The following is a 20914-nucleotide window of genomic DNA, read 5'->3' as shown; positions in this document are numbered from 1 at the left end:
TGATATTTTTATAAGGAATTCATTGTGTATAATCAAGCTATTCGTGAAAGTTATGTTGCTGCCTGTATTGAAGCGATTGAAGAGTGTGAGATCGACGAGCAGGTCATTATTCGTCCTCGTGGCCTGATGGTTGTGGGCGACCAGATCGAAGCACCGTCGAAAGGCTCCATTGTGGGTGAAGGCACGTTGGGCTTTTCTGGCAAGCTCAGTGCCGAAAACAAGTCGGACGCTCAAAACGCCTTTCTCTTTGCATCCCGTGCAGCAAACAAACTTTACCCTGAAGAACATCAGGGCAAAGAGTGGTACTTGAGGTTCCGGGAAGTCATGACCCTCGCAGGCTGGACGCCTGTCAGCAAGTACTACAGTGATCTGGAAGTCAGCGGCACCAGCGTCCGTATGGACAAACTGGTGTTGGAGATTCTCGGTTCGGTGGTTGCCGGCGTTGCATTGCCTGGTCCAGCGACTGCGTTGATGCTCAAGGTCGCGGGTGATGCGATCGCGGCCCTGCAAAAGCGGGACACGGCTGCCCTGACTGTTTATGAGCGAAATCTGCTGCAAAACGGCGTCGGGGGAATCTCGGCAGGTGCGTGTGTCGAAGTCGAGGGCGAGGCAATCATGGCCGTGGGTGCAGTGCGTTTTCTTCGAAAGAACAGCTCCACCAAAGTAATGTTCGTTGATGTGGATATCCGCAATGTGAACCTGTATCGCGGCGAAACGGTATTTGCCAAAAATACATTGGTCGCTGACGCAGTTCGTGAGTCCATCAAGAGCAAACTTGTCCCGCATAAAGACCAGATCCTGGACATTGATATCTAATTGATCTAAATCGGCAGCCGGTTATCGGCTGCCTTTTTTTATTGTCGAGGAAGTTGATATGAGTTGCGAATATTCTGTATTGATCGTTGGAGCTTGTGTCGTGATTATTCCGGCCGCGGATGGAGCAGCCCACTATAAGGATCTGGTCGACTCCGTGTTGCTGGCGCAATTGATTGCCAATAAGAAGATCGAAAAAGCTCCGGATATCGACTGGTACAACGCTTATGTAGAATTTCTGGATGACTACTGGCTGCGACGTACAAGAATGCGACAGGAATGGCCGATTGCCCAAGGCAGTGTCGAATCTGTCAGCGACTGGGTCATTGCAGCGATTTCACAAGATGCTGGGGATAAAGGAGGCGCTACGGCGGCAACATTGCAGCGGCTGGCAAGGTTGTCCGGCAACGAGCCCGCAATGGGTTTGCTGCGCGGTCACATGCAGAAAATATCCACGGACGAGTCGGGTGATGTTCTTGCGCCCGCAAAGGCTGTGCGTTTGCTGGTGGTTACAGCTCAAACGCCGACATCGCTCACAAGCGTGTACATCGAGCTTAAGACCCGCCAGATCATCAGTGCCAATCCGCTGGCCCAGCGACATCTGGCCGAGGATGTACAAGGCAGCGTTTGCATGCGCTACGCCAGTGCTGACTTGTCCGGAATCCTCTACGGCCCCGTGCGCGACGCCATTGCCTTGAAGGTCAGGGACAAGTATCAGGACAACGTAGCGATGTTGACGCTGACCGATGATGCTTCGACCATGGAGATCTGCGCAGCAGATTGAGTCATGCCGGAGCTGATTGCCCTACACACCTGCCTGGAGCGTTGAGGCCGTGCGATTCTGCTGATCACGCTGGGCAACCCAATGCTCGATCAGATCGCGCAGTTGCGACAACTCGACCGGTTTGGCCATATGCCCATCCATCCCGGCCTGGCGCGCGCGCTCTTTATGCTCGGCAAGGATGTGTGCGGTGAGNGCNACCACCGGNGTGCGAATNCGCTGGTTGCCGACTTCCCACGCCCGCAGTTGCTGAGTGGCGGAGAAGCCATCGAGGATCGGCATTTCGCAGTCCATCAGGACCAGGTCATAGCGCTGGGCTTTCATTGCCTGCAAGGCTTCTTCGCCATTGCTGGCGGTGTCCGGTTGCAGGTTGAGCTTGCCGAGCATGCCGCGAATCACCTTGGTCGAGATGTTGTTGTCTTCGGCCACCAGGATGCGGAAATCACTCGGGACCTTGACTGGAAGCGTCGGACCGGAGGGCAGGTGCGGCGAGACGGCCGGGCCCTTGTTGCGCTGATTCAGCTCGTCCGCCAGAGTGGTCTTGAGCGTGTAGCCAGCCACCGGTTTGGCGAGGATGCGCTTGATGCCGCAGTTGCGCGCGATGATCTTGCTCGGTGCATTGCTGATGCCGGTGAGCATGATCAGCAGGATGTCGTGGTTAAGGCTCGGGTCTTCCTTGATCTTTGCCGCCAGTTGCATACCGGTCATGCCGGGCATGTTCTGGTCCAGCAGCACCACGTCGAAGTAATCGCGCAGGTGAGCTTTGGTGCGCAGCAGCGCCAGGGCCTCTTTGCCGGACGGCACGGCGCTGACGTTCAGGCCCCAGGCCGTGCATTGCTGCACCAGCACCTTGCGACAGGTGTCGTTGTCGTCCACCACCAACACCCGGGCGCCTTTGAGCGGGCCGTCGAGGTCGGACGTCGGATGCTCCAGNCGATCAGGGTCCAGCGGCAGGGTCAGCCACAACGTGCTGCCTTGGTNGNNGCCACTCTTGATGCCGAACTCGCCNTGCATAAGGCGGATCAACTGACGGGCAATCACCAGTCCCAGGTTGCCGCCCAGGCTGGTTGCCGAAAGGAAGTGCTTGCTATGCAGCTCGGCGTGCATCAGTGCCTCGCGTTCTTCGGCCTCCATCGGCAGGCCGCTGTCCTGCACGGCAATGCGCAGGCGCGGCTTGGTGCTGCGTTCGTCGAGGGCGACGACGATCAGCACTTCACCTTCATCGGTTTTTTGCAGGGCGTTTTCCAGCAGGCTTAACAGTGCCTGGCGCAGGCGCGTCGGGTCGCCGCTGATCACNCGCGGCACTTGGGGCTGGATGAAGCTGATCAGTTCGACGTTCTGCTGCTCGGCCTTGGCGCGGAAGATACTCAGGCAGTCTTCGATCAAGGCATTGAGATCGAATTGAACGTCGTCCAGTTCGATCTGCCCGGACTCGAGCTTGGAGATGTCGAGAATCTCGTTGATCAGGGTCAGCAGTTCGTTGCCGGCGCTGTGGATCGTCTGCACATAGTCACGCTGCTTGACCGACAGCGGTGTGCCCAGCAGCAGTTCGGTCATGCCCAGCACACCGTTCATGGGCGTGCGGATTTCGTGGCTGATCTTCGCCAGGAACTCGGCCTTGGCGTTGATCTCGGCGTTGCTGGCCGCCAGGTCGCGACTGACGCTGAAGCGATCTTCGGTGATGCTGCGCTGACGTTCGCTCAGTGCAATGCTCATCAACACGCCGCTGATGCAGATCAACCCCAGCAGCGTCATGATCAAGCCCTGCGGCGCGACCAGCGTCAGCCCCAGCAGGGCCGGCAACATGATCAGCGTGCCAATGTTGAACACGATCATCGCCGCGACGAACAGGCGCGCCGGGCGATAACCTTTTTGCCAGTGATAGGCACTGACGAACAACATGCTCAGACCTGCCAGGGCGACCAGGGCGTAGGTCATGATGTTCAGCGGCAGCGTATTGACGAACAGCAGCAGCAAGCCGCACATCACGATNAGCAGGATGTCGGCCATCAACAGCTTGTTCAGCGGGTGCGGGCCCAAAGGCATGAAGAATCGGTAGGCGAACATCAGGCCGCACGGCGCCGTCAGCAGCAGGGCGAGGTAGGCGCCGGGTGTCTGCACCGCGTGCCAGTTTGGCAACCAGGGCCCCGCCAGATTCAGCAACAGCAACAGGCTAAGCATCAACAGTGCTTCGCATCCGGCCAGCCAGAGACTGCTGCGCGAGCGGGTATAGGCGTAGCGGACGAGGCTGTGCAGGATGAGCATCCCGAGGCAACCAAACAGAAGGCCGTAAATCAGCATCTGGTTCTGATTGGCCGCGGTCATGATCGCCGATTGCAGGGTGATATACGGCCGCAACTGGTGTTCGGACACCAGCCGCAGGTAGACGTCGAGGGGTTTGTCGCTTTGCGGCAGCGGCAGCATGAATTCGCTGCTGGGCAGGGGACGGTCAGCCTGGGGCTGCTCGGTGCCGGTGTTCAATTGATCGATCAGCGTGTCGCCGTCGAGCACGTACAGATTGAGGTGCGACAGGTCGGGGGCAAATACTCGCAGCANTTGCTCGTGCTTGCCGGGTTGCAGCTTGAAGCGTACCCACAACGCACCGTCCGGCTCCGCGGCGGTAATCCGGTCCAGTTCGATGGGGCTGAATTGATTGGTGTAGCGGGCGGAGCGAATGTCGCTCAGCTGCAGGTCGCCCTGTTCGTCAAGCAATACCGCCCAGCCACTGCCTTGCGCGGCCTGGGCCGGAAGCATGCAGAGCAAGGTCAGCAGCCTGACTGTGAAACCTATGGCGATCCTGAGCCAGCGCACGGCGAAATCCCTTCGTAGGTTGATGCCAGATTATAACTATGCGCGGCGCCGGAACAGTCCGGCAAGGGCCTGAAGCACAAGCCCTGCCGAACGGATCGCTTATTCCTGATTTTCGCCACGTTCGCGGGCAATGGCACGGTAGCCAATGTCCTTGCGATAGAAACAGCCTTCCCAATCAATTTTTGCCGCCAGTTTGTAAGCCTGTTGCTGGGCAGCATCAACGCTGGCGCCCATGGCGGTAGCGCAAAGCACGCGGCCACCGGCGGTCACGACTTGACCGTCCTTGAGCGCAGTGCCGGCGTGGAAGACTTTGCCTTCCAGTGCGGCGGCTGCATCCAGACCGTTGATGGCGACGCCTTTAGCGTAGTCGCCAGGGTAACCACCGGCCGCCAGCACAATGCCGACGCTCGGACGTGGGTCCCACTGTGCTTCAACCTTGTCCAGCGCCTGGGCCAGGGCCGCTTCCACCAGCAGCACCAGGCTCGACTGCAAGCGCAGCATCACCGGTTGGGTTTCCGGGTCGCCGAAACGGCAGTTGAACTCGATGACTTTCGGGTTACCGGCTTTGTCGATCATCAGGCCGGCGTACAGGAAGCCGGTGTACACGTTGCCTTCGTCGGCCATGCCGCGCACGGTCGGCCAGATCACCAGGTCCATCACACGCTTGTGTACTTCGGCGGTGACCACTGGGGCAGGGGAGTAAGCACCCATGCCGCCGGTGTTCGGGCCAGTGTCGCCGTCGCCGACGCGTTTGTGGTCCTGGCTGGTGGCCATCGGCAGAACGTTTTTGCCGTCGACCATTACGATAAAGCTGGCTTCTTCGCCGTCGAGGAACTCTTCGATGACGACGCGGGAACCGGCTTCACCGAAAGCGTTACCGGCGAGCATGTCGCGCACGGCGTCTTCGGCTTCCTGCAGGGTCATCGCAACGATCACGCCTTTACCGGCGGCCAGGCCGTCGGCCTTGATCACGATCGGTGCGCCTTTTTCACGCAGGTAAGCCAGGGCCGGCTCGATCTCGGTGAAGTTCTGGTAGTCGGCAGTCGGGATCTTGTGGCGTGCCAGGAAATCCTTGGTGAACGCCTTGGAACCTTCCAGCTGTGCAGCGCCAGCGGTAGGGCCGAAGCAATCCAGGCCACGGCTGCGGAACAGGTCCACGACGCCGGCAACCAACGGCACTTCCGGACCGACGATGGTCAGGGAAACGTTTTTCTCGGCAAAATCAGCAAGCTGCTCAAGGGCCAGCACGTCGATGGCGACGTTTTCACACTTGGCTTCAATGGCGGTGCCGGCGTTGCCGGGTGCGACGAAAACTTTCTGGACCCGCGGGTCCTGGGCAACTTTCCAGGCCAGTGCGTGTTCACGGCCACCGCTGCCAATGATCAAAACATTCATTTCAAAAACCTCGGATGACGCTAATTCTGTTTTAGAACCTAAAGCGCTTTACGCTGAAGGAGGTCGCAATGAAGTCGGTAGATGCAAGGCGGAGGCTACCTTGATGAGCGGAGTTGCTTTTGGCAATGAGCATCATCAAGGTAGCCTCCAACGCAGCAGATGCCGGCTTCAGTGCGGCCGTTGTCTGATTAGTGACGGAAGTGGCGCATGCCGGTGAACACCATGGCGATACCGGCTTCATCGGCTGCGGCAATCACTTCTGCATCACGCATCGAACCGCCCGGTTGGATCACGGCGGTAACACCGGCTTTCGCAGCATTGTCCAGGCCGTCGCGGAACGGGAAAAACGCGTCGGAAGCCATCACCGAACCGGCGACTTGCAAACCCGCGTGCTCAGCCTTGATCGCGGCGATACGTGCCGAGTTCACACGGCTCATCTGGCCGGCGCCGACACCGATGGTCTGGCGGTTCTTGGCGTAGACGATGGCGTTGGACTTAACGTACTTGGCGACTTTCCAGGCGAAGATCAGGTCGTGGATCTCTTGCTCGGTCGGGGCGCGTTGGGTGACGACTTTGAGGTCTTCGCTGCCGATCATGCCGATGTCGCGGCTCTGTACCAGCAAGCCGCCGTTGACGCGCTTGTAGTCCCAGGCAGCAGCGCGTTCAGCCGACCACTCGCCACAGGCCAGCAGGCGCACGTTGGCTTTGGCGGCCACAATGGCGCGGGCTTCTTCACTTACGGAAGGGGCGATGATCACTTCGACGAACTGACGCTCGACGATGGCTTTGGCGGTTTCTGCATCCAGCTCGCGGTTGAAGGCGATGATGCCGCCGAAGGCGGATTCGGTGTCGGTGGCGTAGGCCAGTTCGTACGCCTGGCGGATACCGCCTTCAGCGTCCGGGCTCACGGCCACGCCACATGGGTTGGCGTGCTTGACGATCACGCAGGCCGGCTTGACGAAGCTCTTCACACATTCCAGCGCGGCGTCGGTGTCGGCCACGTTGTTGTAGGACAGCTCTTTGCCTTGCAGTTGGGTCGCGGTGGCGATGCCGACTTCGGCCGGTTTGGCTTCCACGTAGAACGCCGCGCTCTGGTGCGGGTTCTCGCCGTAGCGCATTTCCTGGGCCTTGATGAACTGGCTGTTGAAGGTGCGCGGGAACTGGCTGCGGCCTTCTGTGCTGAGGGTGTCGGCGGCCTGGTTCACGGTGCCCATGTAGTTGGCGATCATGCCGTCGTAGGCGGCAGTGTGTTCGAACGCCTTGAGCATCAGGTCGAAACGCTGGGCGTAGGTCAGGCCGCCGGCTTTCAGGCTTTCGAGCACGTTGGCGTAGTCGCTGGCGTTAACCACGATGGCCACGTCTTTGTGGTTCTTGGCCGCGGAGCGAACCATGGTCGGGCCGCCGATATCGATGTTTTCGATGGCGGTCGGCAGGTCGCAGCCTGGCTTGTTGATGGTGGCTTCGAACGGGTAAAGGTTAACGGCCACCAGGTCGATCGGCTTGATGCCGTGTTCGGTCATGATGGCGTCGTCGATACCGCGACGACCGAGGATCCCGCCGTGGATTTTCGGGTGCAGGGTCTTGACCCGACCGTCCATCATTTCTGCGAAACCGGTGTAGTCCGCGACTTCTACTGCGGCCACGCCGTTGTCCTGCAGCAGTTTGAAGGTCCCGCCCGTGGAGAGGATTTCCACGCCCAGGGCTTCCAGCTCCCGGGCAAATTCGAGGATCCCGGTCTTGTCGGAGACGCTGATCAAGGCACGGCGGATCGGCAGGCGGGTAGTCTGGTCGGTCATTTCAATTTCCATCAAAAGCAAAGGAGTCAGCAAAAAAGGCGTCCGTTTTTACGCGGGCGCCTTTCTGGTTTGATTGAATGCTTACAGCAAATCGTACTGCTTGAGCTTTTTGCGCAAGGTGCCACGATTGAGGCCCAGCAGCTCACTGGCTTTGGTCTGGTTGCCCTTGACGTAGTTCATCACGCTTTCAAGCAAGGGCGCTTCGACTTCGGAGAGCACCAGGTTGTACACGTCCGTGACGGAAGCGCCCTCAAGGTGGGCGAAATAATTGTGCAACGCCTTCTCGACACTCCCGCGAAGGGTCTGGCCTTCTTCGCTCGGCGTGTTCAGGTGCTGTTTCAAATTGACGTTGTCGCTCACGGGTGTTGTTCCACTCACTAAAGTCTCGGTCATCATCGTCATGCGGCCACCCCCTCTCCGTCCCCTGTCCCCAGGCTCTTGTAACGTTCGCTGAAAAACTCACGAACGTTGGCGCACTGTGCTTCCGTATCATCCAAACGATTGAAGTGGGCGCGAAACTCCCTGGCGCCCGGCAAGGTTGCGAGATACCAGCCGACATGCTTGCGAGCAATGCGTACTCCCATCACGTCTCCATAGAAGGCGTGCAGGGCGGCCAGATGCTCTAGCAGAATACGTTCCACCTCGATCAGCTCCGGTGCCGGCAACACTTCGCCGGTACGCAGAAAATGCTCGATCTCACGAAAAATCCATGGCCGCCCCTGGGCGGCCCGGCCAATCAACAAGCCATCGGCACCGGTTGCGTGCAGCACGCGCCGGGCTTTCTCGGCTGAGTCGATATCGCCATTGGCAAACACCGGCATCGACACCGCCTGCTTGATCGCGGCAATGGTGTCGTACTCGGCTTCACCGGTGTAAAGGTCGGCGCGGGTGCGGCCGTGCACCGCCAACGCTGTAATGCCTGCCTGTTCGGCGATCTTCGCCACCGTCAGGCCGTTCTTGTTGTCCCGGTCCCAACCGGTACGAATCTTCAGGGTGACCGGCACATCCACTGCGGCGACAACGGCCTGCAGGATCTCGGCGACCAATTGCTCATCTTTCAACAGCGCGGAACCGGCGGCCTTGTTGCAGACCTTCTTGGCCGGNCAGCCCATGTTGATGTCAATAATCTGTGCGCCCAGTTCGACGTTGGCCCGTGCTGCATCCGCCAGCATTTGTGCATCACCACCGGCGATCTGTACCGAGCGGGGCTCGGGATCACCTTCGTGGATCATGCGCATCCGCGATTTGCGGGTGTTCCACAGGCTCATGTCGCTGGTGACCATTTCAGAGACTACTAGACCCGCGCCCAAACGCTTGCACAGCTGACGAAAGGGCTGGTCGGTGACGCCCGCCATCGGGGCGAGAATCAAACCGTTTGGCAATGTGTATGGGCCGATGCGTACCGCCGACATAGGACTTCCCTGTTGTGGGGCCGGATCATTAGAGTTCGAAAAAGGGTTGGCATGATACCCGCTCTCGATGACTGGATAAAGGCTGAATTGGATAAAATCTGAACAGTTATTTCTTTATCGCCAGTGGTTTGGTAAGAGCGGTCAAAGTCAGAAATATGCCGTCAATGCCGTAACACTGAAGCGTTTCACTCGGGCGAATGGAAGCTCAGGCTGTAATTCACCGCTTTGGAGCCTGGATCGAGGATATCCAGTGCGATGTGGATCGGCGTTTGCGGCGGCATCTCTGCCAGGCCTTCGAGGTCGCCGTTGAGGTACTCGCCGGGCTTGAAGCGCCGGCTGGCGATCAGGTGGCCGTTAAGGTCGGCGAAGCGCAGTTCCAGCAGCGGGAAGGGCTGGGAGAAGGGCGCGCGGTTGTAGATGATCGCATCGACCACCAGCGCACCGTTGAATTCAGGGTGACTGCGGACCACCAGGTTGCTGCTTTTGATTTTCGCGATATCAACTTTCGATGGCACCGTGCAGCCGACTTGCGGGCACAGTTGCTGGAACCACGGACGGTACTGATCCTGGCGCGCCAGTTCGTCGAAATGGTAAGCGATGTATTGGCCGGCGAGAGCGCCGGCACCGAGCAGGACCAGCAGCAGCCAGAAAAGCCGTCGGCCCCAGGGGGAGCGACGTTGTTGCCAATCCAGTTGCAGCGGGTCGTCGGTCAGGTCCTGCAAGGCGTCGGCCCGTTCGGTCGACTCGCTGCGTTCGTGCCGCTTGCGCAGAGGGGCAATCGGGGGCAGGTCGTCGTCAGGTGCATCGGTTGCCGACAGGCGATCATGGTGCAGGGGCATGTCGAGCGGATCATTCAGGCGCAGTTGTGGCACCTTGGGCTCGTCGTCCAGATCAACCGGTTCCAGCGAGAACGAAGGTTCCGTGCGCGAGTGCTTGCCCGGTTCGGTCTGCGTTTCCCGTTGGTCGGCTTCGATCGCCTGGGCGCGATCGGTTGCCGATTCGCTGAAGAGGCTGTCGGACCAGGGTTCATCGTCGTGCTCGACAGAGTCGCGGCGAGCACTGAGGCCGTTTTCGTGGTGCCGGCCGAATTCCGTGGTGGGCTGGATTTCCCGCTGTTCGAGCCGGGCGAGTTCTTCGTCCAGGTCCAGGCTGTCCAGATCCAATTCGGCGGCGGACCATTGCTTTTGGCTGATGGCGCGCTGTGCCGGCGGTTCGACAATGGCGGGGGCGACCGGTTTGACCGCTTCCTTGTCGGCCCGTTGCTCAAGCAGCTGCTTGGCGGCGTTGAACACCTGCAAGCACGAGCCGCAACGAACCACTCCACGGGCCACGCTCAATTGGGCATGGCTGACGCGAAAGCGGGCTTGGCAATGCGGGCACTGGGTGACGAAACTGTCAGTCATGCGGCCATCCGGTTTATGCAGGCGCTCATTCTAGCGCCGACGGCCAGTGATGCGCACCCAGCCATCGCGATTGGCGATCGGGTCCAGATCGAAGTCTTGAGCGTAGGCTTTGGCGACTTCTTCGCCTTGCTCGGCGAGAATGCCCGACAGCGCCAAACGCCCACCTGGCTTGACCAGGCTCGACAACTGCGGCGCCAGGGACACCAGCGGCCCGGCGAGNATGTTGGCCACCAGCACGTCGGCCTGAACCTGTGGCAGATCTTCCGGCAGGTACAGCGGGAAGAGTGCGTCGGCAATGTTGTTGCGCCCGGCGTTGTCGCGGGAGGCTTCCAGGGCTTGCACGTCGATGTCGGTGCCGACAGCTTCCTTGGCGCCCAGCAATAGTGCGGCAATCGCCAGGATCCCCGAGCCACAGCCGAAATCCAGCACGTTGCAGTCAGTCAGGTCCTGGCCGTCGAGCCATTCCAGGCACAGCGCGGTGGTGGGGTGAGTGCCGGTGCCGAACGCCAGGCCCGGGTCCAGCAGCAGGTTGACTGCCTCCGGTTCAGGGGCGGCGTGCCAGCTGGGTACGATCCACAGGCGCTGGCCGAAACGCATGGGCTGGAAGTTGTCCATCCAACTGCGTTCCCAGTCCTGGTCTTCAATGATTTCACTGTGATGCTCCGGCAGCGGGCCGCCGGTGAGCAGTTCCATATGGGCCAGCACGGCGGCGGCATCGGTGCCGTCTTCGAACAGGGCCAGCAAATGGGTGTGGGACCAGAGTGGCGTGGTGTTGAGTTCGGGTTCGAAGATCGGCTGGTCTTCGGCGTCCATGAACGTCACCGATACAGCGCCCACTTCGAGGAAAGCGTCTTCGTAGGTTTCGGCTTGTTCTGGGCTGATGGCGAGACGGACTTGCAGCCAAGGCATGGCGGGCACCTTTGAAAAATATTGATTGCAGCCTAGCGGGCTGCGAGAAGCGCGCAAGTTTACGCGAGCGCGGCGCAGAAGACGACCGGGTTGCCAGGGTTCAGCGGTTAACAAATCACCTGTGGCGAGGGCGCTTGCTCCCGCTGAATGGTTTTGCGGTTGCTGCGCAGCCGAGCGGGAGCACGCCCCCTCGCCACAGGGTTTCTGTGCGTAGCAATCTCCAGAAACAACAAAGCCGCCCTAGGGCGGCTTTGTTGATCGGGCTAAAGCTTAGTGCTTTTCGCCAGCCAGCTTGTGTTCCAGGTAGTGAATGTTCACACCACCTTCGCAGAAGCCTTCATCACGAACCAGGTCCCGATGCAACGGGATGTTGGTCTTGATGCCGTCAACCACGATTTCGTCCAGGGCATTACGCATACGGGCCATGGCCTCGTCGCGAGTCGCGCCCCAGGTGATCAGCTTGCCGATCAGCGAGTCGTAGTTGGACGGAACCTTGTAGCCACTGTACAGGTGCGAATCCACACGTACGCCGTTGCCGCCGGGCGCATGGAAATGCTTGACCAGGCCAGGGCTTGGGATAAAGGTTTTCGGGTCTTCGGCGTTGATCCGGCACTCCAGGGAGTGGCCGTGGATCTTCACGTCGTCCTGGGTGAAGGACAGCACGTTACCGGCGGCGATGCTCAGCATCTCCTTGACGATGTCGATACCGGTGACCATCTCCGAAACCGGGTGCTCTACCTGNACACGAGTGTTCATTTCGATGAANTAGAACGCGCCGTTNTCGTACAGGAACTCGAAAGTGCCGGCGCCACGGTAGTTGATGTCGATGCACGCCTTGACGCAGCGAGCCAGGACTTCCGCGCGAGCCTTCTCGTCCAGGCCCGGTGCCGGAGCTTCTTCCAGTACCTTCTGGTGACGGCGTTGCAGCGAGCAATCGCGGTCGCCCAGGTGGATGGCGTGGCCCTGGCCGTCGGACAGCACCTGCACTTCCACGTGACGTGGGTTGGTCAGGTACTTTTCCAGGTAGACCATCGGGTTACCGAACGCCGCGCCTGCTTCGGTGCGGGTCAGTTTGGCGAAGGAGATCAGGTCTTCTTCCTTGTGCACGACGCGCATGCCGCGACCACCACCGCCACCGGCGGCCTTGATGATCACCGGGTAACCGACTTCGCGACCAATGCGCAGGGCGGTTGCCTCGTCTTCAGGCAACGGGCCGTCGGAACCTGGAACGGTTGGCACGCCNGCAGCGATCATGGCGTCTTTGGCCGATACCTTGTCGCCCATCAGGCGAATGGTTTCGGCTTTCGGACCGATGAAGGCNAAGCCGGAGTTCTCGACCTGTTCAGCGAAATCAGCGTTTTCCGCAAGGAAACCGTAGCCTGGGTGAATGGCGGTGGCGCCGGTCACTTCGGCCGCGGCGATGATGGCCGGTATGTGCAGGTAAGAGTGTGCGGCCGAGGCCGGACCGATGCAGACGGATTCGTCTGCCAGGCCCAGGTGCATCAGCTCTTTGTCGGCCTTGGAGTAAACGGCGACAGTCTTGATGCCCATCTCTTTGCAGGCACGCAGGATCCGCAGGGCAATCTCACCGCGGTTGGCGATCAGAACTTTTTGCATCTTCGCAGGTTTCAACATCGAAGGCGCTCCGCGGTTCAAACGATGGTGAACAGCGGCTGGTCGTACTCAACCGGCTGACCGTTTTCTACCAGAATGGATTCGATCACACCGCTGGTTTCAGCTTCGATGTGGTTCATCATCTTCATGGCTTCGACGATGCACAGAGTGTCGCCTTTCTTCACGGTCTGGCCGACTTCAACAAAGGACGGCGAGCTTGGCGAAGATTTGCGATAGAACGTACCGACCATCGGCGAACGGGCAACGGTGCCGTTCAGCGCGGGCGCGGCCGGAGCAGCAGGTGCTGCCGCGGCAACCGGAGCAGCAGCCACTGGCGCAGGCGCCTGTTGCATCGGTGCCGGTGCGTAGAACTGCTGAGCCGGGGTCTTGCTATGACGGCTGATGCGTACGGACTCTTCGCCTTCCTTGATTTCCAGCTCGTCGATACCGGATTCTTCCAGCAGTTCGATCAGTTTCTTAACTTTACGGATATCCATGAATCATCAACTCCCAAGGGTCGGTCAGGGGCGCTTGGCCGGTTGTTCAATGTGTTCCAGGGCGGCCTCCAGGGCCAGTCGATAACCGCTGGCGCCAAGGCCGCAGATCACTCCTACCGCTACGTCGGAGAAGTAAGAGTGATGGCGGAAAGCTTCGCGTTTGTGCACGTTCGACAAGTGCACTTCGATAAATGGGATGCTCACCGCCAGCAGCGCGTCACGTAATGCAACGCTTGTATGCGTAAAAGCGGCGGGATTGATCAGGATAAAGTCCACGCCTTCGCCGCGCGCGGCATGGATGCGATCAATCAATTCGTACTCGGCATTGCTTTGCAGGTACAGCAAATGGTGGCCGGCTTCACGTGCCCGTCGTTCCAGGTCCTGGTTGATCTGCGCCAGTGTCGTAGCNCCGTAGGTGCCCGGTTCGCGGGTGCCGAGCAAGTTCAGATTGGGTCCGTGAAGAACCAGTAAGGTCGCCATCGGCTGTTCCTTGTTATTGATGTGGGTACGGCAGAACTCGGCGACTATGCCGCAAAGCGTTTGTGACTGTCCAGTTCTATGCAGTAGGCAGCACGATTNCCGATGTTTGCGCGAAATATGTGACCGGGTTGTTAAATCCGGTCATTTGCTTTCGCAACACGTTCGGCGAAGTCTGCTGCGTTGATCTCGCCGATCACTCGCACATCGGCGTGTTCGACACCGTCCTTGCCGAAAAACATCAGGGCCGGAGGGCCGAACAATTTGTAGCGATCGAGCAAGGCGCGTTGTTCGGCATTGCTGGCGGTGATGTCGAAACGCACGAGGCGATAGCCTTTCAGGCGTTCGATGACGGTGGCGTTGTTGAGCACTTCGCGTTCGATGACTTTGCAGCTGATGCACCAGTCGGCGTACCAGTCGAGCAGCAGCGGAGTGCCGGCGGATTTGGCCTCGGCGAGGGTGCGATCAAGGTCGGCCGGGGTGCTGATGGTTTGCCAGGCGCTGGTGTTTTGCGGCTGTTCGGTGCCGGCAATGATGCGCGGTTGGCCAATCGGGTTGAACGGGTCGGTCTGCCCGCTGAACGCCCCGAACCAACAGGCCAGTGCGTAAAACAGCAGAAACATCCCGAGCAGTTGGCCGAGGCGTTTTCGCGGCGGTTTGTAGACGAATTCCAGCGCGCCCATGAACAAGCCGACACCGCCGGCCAGCAAACCGATCAGCAGCAAGGTGATTTGCCCCGGCAATACGCGACTGACCAGCCCGATTGCCAATCCCAGCAACAACACGCCAATCGCATTTTTCACATAGACCAGCCACGGCCCGCTTTTCGGCAGCCAGGCTGCGCCGCCGGTGGCCACGAGTAACAACGGCGCGCCCATGCCGAGGCCGAGCATGAACAGTTTCAATCCACCCCCCAGCGCATCGCCGCTGGCGCTGATGTAAAGCAGCGCACCGGCCAGCGGCGCCGACACGCAGGGCGAAACCAGCAGGCTGGACACCACGCCCAGGACCGCGGCGCCCCATAGCGAACCGCCTTCGGTGCGCCCGGCGATCCGGTCCAGGCGACTGCTGATGGCCTGTGGCAACTTGAGTTCAAACACGCCGAACATCGCCAGGGCAAACACCGCAAAAAACATCGCGAACGGCACCAGCACCCACGCCGATTGCAGGCGTGCCTGAAGGTTGAGCTGGGCGCCGAACATCCCCATCAACGCCCCCAGCAGGGCGAAGCAGGCGGCCATGGGCAGCACATAAGCGAGCGACAGATTGAAACCGCGTAACCCACCGACCTGGCCGCGCAATACCACGCCGGAGAGGATCGGTAGCATCGGCAACACGCACGGGGTGAAGGTCAAGCCCAGACCCGCGAGAAAGAACAAGGCGAGCTCGCGCCAGCTCCAGCTCCAGCTCTGGGCCGTGGCGGGCGTCGGTGCGCCAATGCCATCAATGTTCAGTCGTTCGGTTTCGGGCGGATAACACAGGCCTTTGTCCGCGCAGCCCTGATAGGTCACGGCCAGCGTGAAGGCGCGGGGATCGGTGCGCGGCACTTCCACGTCGAGCACGCCGTGATAGACCTCGACGTCGCCGAAGTATTCATCGTGCTTTTGTTCGCCCTGGGGCAATTGCGCCGCGCCAAGGCCAACCTCAGCCGGTTCGGCGCGAAACTGAAAGCGGTGCCGGTAGAGGTAGTAGCCTTCTGTGGCGACAAATCGCAGCTTGATCGATTGCGGCGTGCTGTCGACCAGGCTCAGCTGAAATGCCTCGCGCACCGGCAGGAAGTCGGCGCTGTTGTTGATCGAGCCCAACGTGGAACTGGGTCGACTCTCCAGCAACCCGGCGGCGTTTGCCGGCAGGGCGAGCACTAAAAGCAGCAGGCAGAGCAAACGGCGCATGACAATCTCGCGTATCGGAATTGGGGGCATGATAGCGGACAGTCGCGCGGATTGCCCCGCCCCTGTAGGAGCGAGGCATGGCGGTGTGTCAGACCCGGAAAGCCTGAACGGCTGTATGCAGTCGCCCACCTAACACCAACAAGTTCTCCCCTTGCACGCGCCCCTCACCAATACGCAACAAGTTATCCCCACCCAATTGGTGAATCCGCTCGCTGTTATCGCGAATTTCACTGACGGCACCACTCTGCTGAGCGGTCACATCGGCGATGCGCACTGCCGTGTCGGAAATCGTCTGGATTGCCCCGACGATTTCATCCANNGCACCGTCGGCCGCTTGCGCNTGNTGCGCGGTGGCTTCGGCGTGTTCGACCTGGGCGCGCATGCCTTCCACCGATTGCCGCGCGGCGGTTTGCAGGCCGGCGATCAAGGTCTGGATCTCTGCCGTGGCCCCGGCGGTGCGTTGCGCCAGTGAGCGAACCTCCTCCGCCACCACCGCAAACCCGCGACCCATTTCCCCGGCGCGGGCGGCTTCGATGGCNGCGTTGAGGGCGAGCAGGTTGGTCTGGTCGGCAATCGAGCGAATCACGGTCAGTACGCCGCCGATGGTTGCCGATTCTTCAGCCAGGTGCTCGATCATCTGCGCATTGCCTTGCACTTCACCCACCAACGCATGCAGGCCGGTGAGGCTCAGGCCGATGACTTTCTGCCCGTGCTCGACCGCCAGTCCGGCGTGACGACTGGCGTCGGCGGCCTGGCTGGCATCGCCGGCGACTTGTTGAATCGTTGCTTCCAGTTCACCCAGAGAATCGCGGATCAGCGCGGTGTCGCCCGCCTGGTGTTCGGCGCCGCTGTGCAAGTCGTTGCTTAATTCGGCCAGGGTGCGGCTACTGCCGGCGACCTGTTCGGCATTGAGACGAATAGTCCCGACCAGGTCCACCAGATACGCACGCAAGCGATTGAGCGAGGCTTCAATGTCGTGCAATTCGCGATTGGTCTTGCCCGGGGCAATCGGCTGGCTGAAGTCGCCTTCGGCCCAGGTGGACAGGGCCGGTGCCAGGTTGGTCAGTGTCCGGGCCAGTTTTCGTTGCAAGGTGTCGATCAACAAGGCGATCAGCAGAATCAGGCCGATCATCACGCCTTGCATCAAGCGCACTTCGCCCTGAATCTGCCCATGTTGGGCGCGGACCACCGGCTCCAGGCCGGCAATGGCCTGCTGCACGTCGGCGATTTTCAGGTGCGTCGCGGTGCTGAGGTCGGTGCGTTTCTGGATCTGCTCGCGAGTGCGCGCCAGTTCAGCGGGGTAACGCGTCAGCAGGCTGTTGAGTTCCCGTTTGAGGCCGACGCCGGCATCTTCGGCGACGGTTTTTTCGGTGTTCTCCAACCCCATCATCGCCGCGAAATCATCGGTGCCGGATTCGCTGCTGGCGGCCACCCCGAGCAGCGGCAAGGCGCCGATCAGCTCAGCCTGCGCACGAATGCTGGCGACTTCGCGCTCGACATCGGCGGCCAGTTCACTGCGACCGCTGCTGACCAGCTTATCCCGGGCCAGCGACAGCTTGCCCAAATGCTGGGACGCGGAGAGCAAGGGCGCGAGGTACGCCGGGTTGCCGTTGGCGTATTGGCTGAGTTGGTCGAGACTGGCGCCGAGTTCGCGTTCAGCTTGCAGCAGCAACGCTTGAGGATCACCGGCAAGTTTGCCGGCAGCCAGCAGGTCGGTCTTGCTGAATTCACTCAGGTTCGACAGGCTCGGGCGCAAGGTGTCGGCCAGGGCTGGGGGCAACTCACCGAGTTCCTTTTGCAGGCTGTCGATGGCCTGGCTGGCGCTGCTCAGGCGCAGGGCATCGCCGCTGGCGAGGTAATCCTCGACGTTGCGCGCCACTTCATTTTGAAATTGCTGGGACAAGCCGAGGTAGCGCTCCATCAGCAGATAGGGGCGCTCGAGGGCTTTTTGCGACCACCAGAGCGTCGCGCCAAGGGCTACGCACACGGCGACTAAAAGGAGGGTATTCAGATTGGTCAGCAGCTTCAGGCGCATCGCGGGTCTACCAACGGCAGAANGATAAGTGCCTGAAGTTATTGCGTTTCTGTTACAGGGTTATGACCGAATGGGTGAATTCAGGTGAAAAGGTGGCACTTTGCTTTGACGTGCGTGCGGCTTGTACACGGTTACGTCCCGCGCCCTTGGCGCGGTACAGCGCCTCGTCTGCCTGAGCGGCCATCATCAGGCTGTCGGAGTCGTCGCACAGCTCCACCACCCCGGCGCTGAACGTGCACCACAAATCCTGGGGCTGGGCCGGGTAGTGGATTTCGGCAAACCGCTGACGGATCTCATCGAGCACTTTGTGCGCCGATTCGAGATCGGTGTCCGGCATGACAATGGCGAATTCCTCGCCACCGTAGCGGCCGATGTAGTCGGTCTTGCGCAGGCGTTGCTTGAGAAACAGCGCCAGGCTTTTGATGACGCGGTCGCCCATGGGGTGGCCGTGGCTGTCATTGACCCGTTTGAAATGGTCAATATCGAGCATGGCAAAGCTCAGCGGCTTGTTCTCGCGGCGTGCGCGAAAGCTGCAGTCTTCGAGCAATTGCAGGATGTGGGTATGGTTGTACAAACCGGTCAGGCTGTCGCGNACCATCCGCGCTTTCAGATTGCGTGCCCGCGCTGCGCGGTTGCGTACGGTGGTGATCAGGTGGCGCGGCTTGATCGGCTTGGTGAGGAAGTCATCGCCGCCTTCGCTCATGGCGTCCAACTGCTTGTCCAGGTCATCTTCGGCCGACAGGTAGATGATGGGCACGCTGACATAACGGTCGTTGTGGCGAATCACCTTGGCCAGTTCGGTACCGGTACAGGCGGGCATGTACATGTCGAGGATGATCAGGTCCGGTTGGAAGTCCGCCAGCTCGGCCATGGCCTGGATCGGCTCGATCAGGGTGCGCGTAACGATGCCGGCGCTGTTGAGCAGGCGCTCGGTGTGCAACGCCTGGGCGCGTGAGTCATCGATGATCAGCACTTTATAAGGCTCGTACTGCGCGACACAGGTCAGGACTTCGATCTTCTCCAGCAGGCTCGAGGCTTCGAGGGTGCCGGTGAGAAATTCCTGGCCACCGGCGCGCACGGCGGCGAGGCGGGTCGGGGTGTCGGTTTCGAGCAAGCTGAAGAACAGCAGCGGTAAAGGCTCGTCCAGTCCGACCTGGGCTTCGGCGGCCAGTTTCAGGCCGATGCCGGTCCCACTGAAGTCCACGTCCATGACGATCGCTGCGGGCAAGCGCTCGATCATCGAGGAGCGAAACGCCGCAACGCTGTCCAGGGATTGGGCGCTCATGCCGAAGAATTCCAGTTGCTTGGCCAGGCGCTCGGCGCGGTCGTGATCAGCCAGCATGACGTAGATCGGCTTGCGCATCGGCGGCAGGAACGTTTGCTCGAGCTGGTCGCCGTGGCGCAGGCCGGTACGCGACAGGCGCTGCATCAAGCGATTGAGGTCGGTGATCAGGCCGCTGCTCAGGCGTCCGCGATTGGCGTCGACAGCCTCCAGCGACTGGCCGATGTGGCGCGCCAGTTGCGTGTGTTCCGGCTGCTCGAAACGTTCGGCAAACCGCAGCAGGCGCAGGTTGGCCTCGCTCAGTTCCGATAAATCGGTGGTGGACCACTCGCTGCGTTGCAGGCGTTGCCAGATCTCAAGAATTTGACGTGCCTGATGAATTACCCGCTGGGCAAAGTGCTGCTTGAGACGCTCACGGCTGGGGTCTTCTGACTCGGTCATATCCTGACTACTAGTTAGGGTGCATGCTGAGGTCGACTGATGGCTCTATGCTAGCACCTCTTTTCAATCCCATGAGCGTCGTGTGTCAATAATCTGCAAAGCGGCCTCATTCAGTTTCTGACTGGTTGGTCGCATAGGCTCGCCGCTGCGCTTCATTTATAGTGGCCCCTGATCGCGGTCATTGTAAGTCCCGCTGTTTCCCGCCGGATTTAATGCGCGGCAAACGAGGCACGATGGCGTAGGGTTGTGGTCGAACCGATGAACTCAAGTGATTGAAAGGATATCGCCATGCTGGACTGGAAGAATCGCGCGGGCAGCGCGCCTGAACGTGCCGCTGAACCGAAATCGGCCACCCGCAGTTACGTCGGCGGCCTGTTGTTCAGCCGGGCGCTGGCCACGCTGATTGGCCTTTACCTGCTGGTGGCGATCGGGCTGGGCTGGTATTGGAGCCAAGAGCCTGCGCTGTTCCCGGTTCAACAGAATGCGCAAGTGGCGGCCGAGAAAGAAGGCAAGCAGATGGTCATCGGCTACACCACCGTCGAAACCCTCAAGACTGTGGTCGGCACGTTGCTGAACAAGCCCGGTGGCTATATTTCCAACGACCGTTTCCCGCCCGGCCTGTGGATGGACAACATTCCCAGCTGGGAATACGGCGTGCTGGTGCAGGTGCGTGACTTGACCCGTGCCCTGCGTAAAGACTTCGCCCGTTCCCAGTCGCAATCGGCTGAAGACGCCGATTTGGCCAAGGCCGAGCCGCGTTTCAACTTCGACAACAAGAGCTGGGTGCTGCCATCGAGNGAGTCCGAGTACCAGGAAGGCATCAATTCCCTGAGCCGCTACGAAGCGCGTCTGTCCGACCCTAACCAGAGGGGCGCGCTGTTCTATGCGCGTGCCGACAACCTGAACAACTGGCTGGGCGATGTCGNTACCCGTTTGGGTTCGCTGTCGCAACGGCTGTCGGCCAGCGTGGGCCGGGTCAAGCTCAACACTGCTCTGAAAACCGAAGTCCTGGCCCCGGGTCAGGTGCCGCAGGTCGATGAAGAAGTGGTGGAAACCCCATGGATGCAGATCGACAACGTGTTCTACGANGCCCGCGGCCAGGCGTGGGCTTTGTCTCACTTGCTGCGCGCCATTGAAGTCGANTTCGCCGATGTGCTGGCCAAGAAAAATGCCACCGTCAGCGTGCGTCAGATCATTCGTGAGCTGGAGGCCTCGCAGGAGCCGGTTTGGAGCCCTATGATTCTCAACGGCAGTGGCTTTGGCATTCTCGCCAACCACTCGCTGGTCATGGCCAACTATATTTCCCGGGCNAACGCCGCAGTGATCGATCTGCGTCAATTGCTCAATCAGGGCTGA

Annotated in this window: 16 protein-coding genes; 3 read left to right on the top strand and 13 right to left on the bottom strand. The window is 60.4% G+C overall.

What is annotated here, in order from left to right:
* Positions 1 to 24: 24 nt before the first annotated feature.
* Both B7L09_RS14170 and B7L09_RS14165 read left to right on the top strand, forming a co-directional pair.
* Positions 25 to 816, top strand: a complete 792-nt coding sequence (locus tag B7L09_RS14170; RefSeq protein ID WP_094469326.1) for a hypothetical protein — start codon at positions 25 to 27, stop codon at positions 814 to 816.
* 58 nt (positions 817 to 874) lie between these two features.
* The gene (locus B7L09_RS14165; RefSeq protein WP_094469325.1) at positions 875 to 1597 is read left to right on the top strand and encodes a hypothetical protein; all 723 of its coding nucleotides are present in this window, start codon (positions 875 to 877) and stop codon (positions 1595 to 1597) included.
* 21 nt (positions 1598 to 1618) lie between these two features.
* On the opposite strand, the gene B7L09_RS14160 is transcribed toward B7L09_RS14165, so the two are convergent.
* The 13 genes from B7L09_RS14160 to gcbA all read right to left on the bottom strand — a co-directional run bounded on the left by B7L09_RS14160 (position 1619) and on the right by gcbA (position 19558).
* A complete protein-coding gene (locus tag B7L09_RS14160; RefSeq protein ID WP_094469324.1) occupies positions 1619 to 4405 on the bottom strand; it encodes a hybrid sensor histidine kinase/response regulator in 2787 nt (928 codons plus the stop codon).
* A gap of 99 nt (positions 4406 to 4504) precedes the next feature.
* Entirely contained in the window at positions 4505 to 5800 is a 1296-nt protein-coding gene (purD, locus tag B7L09_RS14155) for a phosphoribosylamine--glycine ligase (RefSeq protein WP_094469323.1), read from the bottom strand.
* A 188-nt stretch (positions 5801 to 5988) separates the two neighbouring features.
* A complete protein-coding gene (gene purH, locus B7L09_RS14150; RefSeq protein WP_064450481.1) occupies positions 5989 to 7596 on the bottom strand; it encodes a bifunctional phosphoribosylaminoimidazolecarboxamide formyltransferase/IMP cyclohydrolase in 1608 nt (535 codons plus the stop codon).
* An 81-nt stretch (positions 7597 to 7677) separates the two neighbouring features.
* Positions 7678 to 7998 (bottom strand): DNA-binding transcriptional regulator Fis, encoded by a 321-nt coding sequence (gene fis, locus B7L09_RS14145; protein ID WP_002555375.1) that lies wholly within the window; start codon positions 7996 to 7998, stop codon positions 7678 to 7680.
* Positions 7995 to 9008 (bottom strand): tRNA dihydrouridine synthase DusB, encoded by a 1014-nt coding sequence (dusB, locus tag B7L09_RS14140; protein WP_094469322.1) that lies wholly within the window; start codon positions 9006 to 9008, stop codon positions 7995 to 7997. The genes fis and dusB overlap by 4 nt, the downstream gene beginning before the upstream one ends.
* A 185-nt stretch (positions 9009 to 9193) precedes the next feature.
* The gene (locus B7L09_RS14135) at positions 9194 to 10411 is read right to left on the bottom strand and encodes a DUF3426 domain-containing protein (RefSeq protein ID WP_094469321.1); all 1218 of its coding nucleotides are present in this window, start codon (positions 10409 to 10411) and stop codon (positions 9194 to 9196) included.
* A 30-nt stretch (positions 10412 to 10441) separates the two neighbouring features.
* The gene (prmA, locus tag B7L09_RS14130; RefSeq protein ID WP_094469320.1) at positions 10442 to 11320 is read right to left on the bottom strand and encodes a 50S ribosomal protein L11 methyltransferase; all 879 of its coding nucleotides are present in this window, start codon (positions 11318 to 11320) and stop codon (positions 10442 to 10444) included.
* Positions 11321 to 11590: 270 nt separating this feature from the next.
* A complete protein-coding gene (accC, locus tag B7L09_RS14125; RefSeq protein WP_094469319.1) occupies positions 11591 to 12955 on the bottom strand; it encodes an acetyl-CoA carboxylase biotin carboxylase subunit in 1365 nt (454 codons plus the stop codon).
* Between the two features lie 17 nt (positions 12956 to 12972).
* The gene (gene accB, locus B7L09_RS14120) at positions 12973 to 13431 is read right to left on the bottom strand and encodes an acetyl-CoA carboxylase biotin carboxyl carrier protein (protein WP_094469318.1); all 459 of its coding nucleotides are present in this window, start codon (positions 13429 to 13431) and stop codon (positions 12973 to 12975) included.
* Positions 13432 to 13455: 24 nt separating this feature from the next.
* On the bottom strand, positions 13456 to 13911 hold the full coding sequence (gene aroQ / locus B7L09_RS14115) for a type II 3-dehydroquinate dehydratase (RefSeq protein WP_094469317.1): 456 nt from the start codon (positions 13909 to 13911) through the stop codon (positions 13456 to 13458).
* A 131-nt stretch (positions 13912 to 14042) separates the two neighbouring features.
* On the bottom strand, positions 14043 to 15800 hold the full coding sequence (locus B7L09_RS14110) for a protein-disulfide reductase DsbD (RefSeq protein ID WP_094469316.1): 1758 nt from the start codon (positions 15798 to 15800) through the stop codon (positions 14043 to 14045).
* Positions 15801 to 15888: 88 nt separating this feature from the next.
* The gene (locus tag B7L09_RS14105; RefSeq protein WP_094469315.1) at positions 15889 to 17835 is read right to left on the bottom strand and encodes a methyl-accepting chemotaxis protein; all 1947 of its coding nucleotides are present in this window, start codon (positions 17833 to 17835) and stop codon (positions 15889 to 15891) included.
* Positions 17836 to 17887: 52 nt separating this feature from the next.
* The gene (gene gcbA, locus B7L09_RS14100; RefSeq protein ID WP_094469314.1) at positions 17888 to 19558 is read right to left on the bottom strand and encodes a diguanylate cyclase GcbA; all 1671 of its coding nucleotides are present in this window, start codon (positions 19556 to 19558) and stop codon (positions 17888 to 17890) included.
* A 288-nt stretch (positions 19559 to 19846) separates the two neighbouring features.
* On the opposite strand from gcbA, the gene B7L09_RS14095 reads away from it, so the two are divergent.
* Positions 19847 to 20914, top strand: a complete 1068-nt coding sequence (locus B7L09_RS14095; RefSeq protein WP_094469313.1) for a DUF2333 family protein — start codon at positions 19847 to 19849, stop codon at positions 20912 to 20914.

It is taken from the genome of Pseudomonas mandelii (assembly GCF_002251635.1).
GTDB classification, from domain to species: domain Bacteria; phylum Pseudomonadota; class Gammaproteobacteria; order Pseudomonadales; family Pseudomonadaceae; genus Aquipseudomonas; species Aquipseudomonas mandelii_B.
Note: the sequence above shows the minus strand (reverse complement) of the source record. Positions and strands in the feature narration are given on the sequence as shown.